The sequence below is a fragment of the Pseudoalteromonas sp. S327 genome, from assembly GCF_005886415.1.
GTDB lineage: Bacteria > Pseudomonadota > Gammaproteobacteria > Enterobacterales > Alteromonadaceae > Pseudoalteromonas > Pseudoalteromonas atlantica.
On the sequence record NZ_PNDP01000084.1, the window covers coordinates 1 to 5,428 of the forward strand.

At 43.2% G+C, this 5,428-nt stretch carries 2 protein-coding genes; one reads left to right on the forward strand and one right to left on the reverse strand.

Translation table 11 applies throughout. The annotated features are described in order from the left end of the window. Nucleotides 1–1,576 precede the first annotated feature (1,576 nt). Nucleotides 1,577–3,757 carry a catalase/peroxidase HPI gene (gene katG, locus CWB60_RS19670; RefSeq protein WP_024032987.1) on the reverse strand — a complete coding sequence of 727 codons (2,181 nt, stop codon included), beginning with the start codon at nt 3,755–3,757 and terminating at the stop codon, nt 1,577–1,579. A gap of 658 nt (nt 3,758–4,415) precedes the next feature. Here katG and CWB60_RS19675 point away from each other — a divergent pair. Continuing rightward, nucleotides 4,416–5,294, forward strand: coding sequence for a tetratricopeptide repeat protein (locus CWB60_RS19675; RefSeq protein WP_024032988.1), 879 nt, complete (start codon nt 4,416–4,418; stop codon nt 5,292–5,294). The last annotated feature ends 134 nt before the right edge of the window (nt 5,295–5,428 follow it).

Genomic DNA, 5,428 nt, shown 5'->3' on the forward strand with positions numbered 1-5,428 from the left:
TAGGTTTAAGCTTTTAGGTTTCAAAAACTAAAAATAAAGCCTAAATCATTTTAAAAAGGTGCTGTTTAGTGCCTTTTTTTGTGGGTGTTTGAATATGCGAGCGCGCATTGTTTTTGTTTAAAAGTGATTATGTCACCACAGAGAAGTGAAGGAGAAGAGCTGGAGAAATTGCTCACCAATCACCGTTTTTTTTCTGTGTAGCGCGAAGCGCCTCTGTATCCTCGGTAGTGGTATTTAATTTACAATTAATGAGTAGCAGCACATCAACCCTGAGCAAGCCCGGAGCCCACAATGTTAACATTAACACCGGAGCTATACCTTACCTTGTAGACCCGCAGACTGTTGGCGTAACGAGCGATAGCGCGTAAATATTATACCAATACAATCACAAAGAGGTGTAGAGGCGCTTCGCTTTAGAGAAGTAACTAGCATCTTGCGCGAGCAAGCTTCGCGCCTACAACTTTCACTCCTCATTTTCTCCTCATTTTTTTCTCTTTGTGCAATACATCGTTTGAATAATGAGATGCTTTGCCTTTCGTATGAACAAGCTTCGCGCTTACAAGCCAAATTAACCACCGAGAAGAACAGAAGAAGTGATTAACCAATCCCCGTCTGTGGTTGAATTAATGAGTAGCAGCGGCTTTATGCCGCGAAAAAATTTAATACCAAACGCGAGGCAAGCTCCTGCTACGTGGTTAGCTCATAGTTTGTAGGCGCACATTGCTTTTTTTAAAAGTGATTATGTCACCACCGAGAAGTGAAGGAGAAGAGCAGGAAAAATTGCTCACCAATCACCGTGTTTTCTCTGTGTAGCGCAAAACGCCTCTGTGTCCTCGGTGGTGGTATTTAATTTACAATTAATGAAAAGCAGCACATCACCCCTGAACAAGCTTGGTGCCCACAATGTTAACATTAACACCAGAGCCATACCTTACCTTGTAGACCCACAGCTTGCTGGCGTAACGAGCGATAGCGCGTAAATATTAAACCAATACAATCGCAAAGAGGTGTAGAGGCGCTTCGCTTTAGAGAAGTAACAAGCACCTTGCGCGAGCAAGCTTCGCGCCTACAACTTTCACTCCTCATTTTTTTCTCTTTGTGCAATACATCGTTTGAATAATGAGATGCTTTGCCTTTCGTATGAACAAGATTCGCGCTTACAAGCCAAATTAACCACCGAGAAGAACAGAAGAAGTGATTAACCAATCCCCGTCTGTGGTGAAATTAATGAGTAGCAGCGCCTTTATGCCGCGAAAAAATTTAATACCAAACGCAAGGTAAGCTCCTGCTACGTGGTTAGTTCATAGTTTTTAGGTGCGCATTGTTTTTGTTTAACAGTGATTATGTCACCACCGAGAAGTGAATGAGAAGAGCAGGATAAATGGCTCACCAATCACCGTGTTTTCTCTGTGTAGCGCGAAGCGCCTCTGTGTCCTCGGTGGTGGTATTTAATTTACAATTAATGAAAAGCTGTACATCAACCCTGAACAAGCTCTGTGCCTAAAGGCCACGAACTAAAATTTAGACAATAAAAAAGGGGAGCTATTTTGCTCCCCTTTGTGCCTATAATTTTGATTTATTTAAGATCAAATCTGTCGGCGTTCATTACTTTTACCCATGCATTTACGAAATCATGTACAAAACGTTCATTGTTGTCGTCTTGTGCGTAAAATTCGCTTAGTGCACGTAATATAGAGTTTGAACCAAACACTAAATCTATACGTGTTGCGGTCCATTTTATGGTGCCTGTTTTACGTTCAACAATGTTGTAAACACCTGGCTCAGACGGTTTCCAGTTATTGGCCATGTCGGTTAAGTTTACAAAAAAGTCGGTAGAAAGCGCACCTACGTTATCGGTAAATACGCCGTGTTTGCTGCCTGCGTAGTTTGTGCCTAACACGCGCATTCCGCCAAACAGTACGGTCATTTCTGGTGCTGTTAGGCCCATTAACTGGCTACGCTCTAAAAGTAGCTCTTCTGGCGAGACGCTAAAGTCGCCTTTAAGGTAGTTTCTAAAGCCGTCGTGTACTGGCTCTAACGGTTCGAACGACTCGGCATCGGTCATTTCGTCGGTTGCATCGCCGCGCCCTGGCGCAAACGGTACTGTTACATCAACACCAGCTTGTTTTGCAGCTTGCTCTACAGCTGCTGTGCCACCTAATACGATTAAATCTGCAATACTGATAGGCTTAGCTAAGCCAGCTTTAAATTTTTCAAGGGCGCTAAGTACGCTTGCTAGGCGCTCTGGCTCATTACCTTGCCAATCTTTTTGCGGAGCTAAGCGAATACGCGCGCCATTTGCACCACCACGGCGGTCTGAGCCACGGTACGTACGTGCGCTATCCCACGCTGTAGTAATTAAATCAGTTGCGCTTACACCACAATCAAGAATTTGTGCTTTTAGCTCGCTAATTTCATCATCAGACAGGGTGTAGTCAACCGCTGGAATTGGGTCTTGCCAAATTAGGTCTTCGCTTGGTACATCTTTACCTAAGTAACACGCTTTAGGACCTAAGTCGCGGTGCGTAAGTTTAAACCACGCGCGGGCAAACACATCAGAAAAATACTCAAAGTCGTTGTTAAAACGTTCAATAATTTTACGGTAGATTGGGTCTACCTTCATGGCCATATCGGCGTCGGTCATCATTGGGTTTAAACGAATTGATGGGTCTTCTACATCTACCGGCTTATCTTCTTCTTTAATGTTTACAGGCTCCCATTGGTGCGCGCCTGCTGGGCTTTTAGTTAGTTCCCACTCGTAGTTTAATAGTAAGTGGCAGTAGCCGTTATCCCATTTTGTTGGATGGGTAGTCCACGCGCCTTCTAGGCCCGACGTTACGGTATTGCGACCAAAGCCGCCTTCTTTAGTGCTGTTCCAGCCTAGGCCTTGCTCGTGTACGTCGGCCGCTTCTGGCTCTGGGCCTAAGTGCTCAGCTTTACCGTTACCGTGGGTTTTACCTACCGTGTGACCGCCTACAGTAAGCGCTGCGGTTTCTTCGTCGTTCATTGCCATGCGAGCGAATGTTTCACGTACGTGCTGCGCGGTTTTTTGCGGATCGGGTATCCCATTTACGCCTTCTGGGTTTACGTAAATTAAGCCCATTTGTACTGCAGCTAATGGGTTTTCCATGGTGTCGGGTTTTTCTACGTTGTCGTAACGCTCATCACTCGGTGCTAGCCATTCTTTTTCTGCGCCCCAGTAAATGTCTTTTTCTGGATGCCAAATGTCTTCACGACCACCTGCAAAGCCATAAATTTTTAAGCCCATTGATTCGTATGCCATGTTACCGGCTAAAATAAATAGGTCGGCCCACGATAGTTTGTTACCGTATTTTTTCTTGATTGGCCACAATAGGCGGCGTGCTTTATCTAGGCTTGCGTTGTCTGGCCATGAATTTAGCGGCGAAAAACGCTGGTTACCGGTGCTTGCGCCACCACGACCGTCTGATAATCGGTACGTACCCGCAGAGTGCCATGCCATGCGGATCATTAAGCCGCCGTAATGGCCCCAATCGGCAGGCCACCAATCTTGGCTATCGGTCATAAAGGCTTTTAGGTCTGCTTTTACTGCGTCTAAATCGAGAGATTTGAATGCTTCGGCGTAGTCAAAGTCTGTGCCGTAGGGGTTTGATTTTGTGTCGTGCTGATGAAGAATGTCTAAATTTAGAGTATTTGGCCACCAATCTGTGTTTACTTTAGAAATAACTGAGTTACTACCGTGCATTACGGGACATTGACCCGATTTAGTGCTGCTCATTTTCAGCTCCTTACTTTAAATGAAGAGTTTAACTATTTTACTCAAGCCCCAGCGCTTACATTTAAAGTAGCACGCTAAGGTTTATTAATTTTGCGCATAATTTTTATTTACTGCTGAAACAATATAGACCCCTAATATTACATTCGCCAGCGTATTAACTTGAATTAAATCGATTGAAACCATTGGTTTAATGAATACAGTTTAAACACCACAATTAGTGTGATCGGATTAAATAGATAACGCGTAATGGTATGTGAAGGGTTTGAAAGTGGCTTTTAATTAAGCGCACATTGGAATATCCCCCTTCACCATGAAATTAAAGTTGTTTATAAAGGTGCATTACTAAGCCCAATGCACCTTTACTTTATAACTTATTGAAATCTATTTTGAATAATTAAGTAAATGTTCAGATTAACTTGATTATTATGACCACTCACTCCTGTTATTTCCCTGCGACAATTTATTGTTGTTTTAAGCAGTTTTGCCAGCCCACATTGGGCTGGCTTTTTTTTGCCTAAAATTTAGAATCCTTTGAGGCTATGTGAACAGTTGTATGATTTTGTTAAGTTGTTTAATGTTCAAAGCCAACACGCCCTAGTGCCAATAAGCCTTGCATGTTAAAGTGCGATTAGTCACTAATAATTAACTAGGCGTACCCATGCGTTTTTATATAACTATTCTATTTGTTTGTTTTGTTTCGCTTTTAAATACTGTTAATGCCCAAGAATCTGCTGCACCAACAGAAGAGCAACAGCAACAAGCGTTAGCGCAATTAAATGAGCCCATGTATAAACCGCTTTTAGAACGCTATATTCTTGATGAGTTAAAAGCCGTTCGCCAAGACCAACAACAATTACGCGAAGATGTGACAAAACAAGTTACACACGCCCAATTAGACACCGCCGACAGAGCGCTTATTTACACCACCGACACTATTAATAACGTGTTTTTTATTATTACTGCTACGGCCTCTATTTTGGTTTTAGTAGGCTGGAACTCGCTGCGCGATGTTAAAAATAAAGTAGAAGACATTGTAAATACGCGTGTCAGTGTGATCACTGACGAGTACGAAGATCGCTTAAAGATTCTTGAAGAAAAACTGCGTGTACGCTCAGAAGAAATACTCAGTAACCAAGAGCGTATATCGGTCACTAACGAGGTGCACTCGTTATGGATGCGCGCAAACCTAGAAAGCGACTTTGCAAACAAAATAGAAATATTTGACGAAATTTTAAAACGTAAGCCAGAGGATGTAGAAGCCATTGCCTATAAAGCCGATGCATTATTAGAGCTAAACGAGACCGCCAAAGCCATTGAGTTATGTAACCAAGCCATTGATATAGATAGCGACTACGGCTATGCCTACTGGCAGCGTGCGTGTGCGTATGCACTTACACACAAACATGCCGATGCATTAGCCGATATAAAAATGGCCCTTGAATACTCGCCAAACTTACGTAATGAGCTACTACACGAAAGTGCATTTGCTAGCCTACACGACAACGACAGCTTTAATACCATAGTAGCGGGTAGCTAGAGTTTTGTGGGCGCGTTATTGGCGTAAAGTGCGAAGCCCACAATAGCAGTAGCAGCGGCTTTATGCCGCGAAAAAGTTTAATATAAAACGCGAGGTAAACTCGCTGCTACGTGGTTAGCTCATGCTTTCGTTTA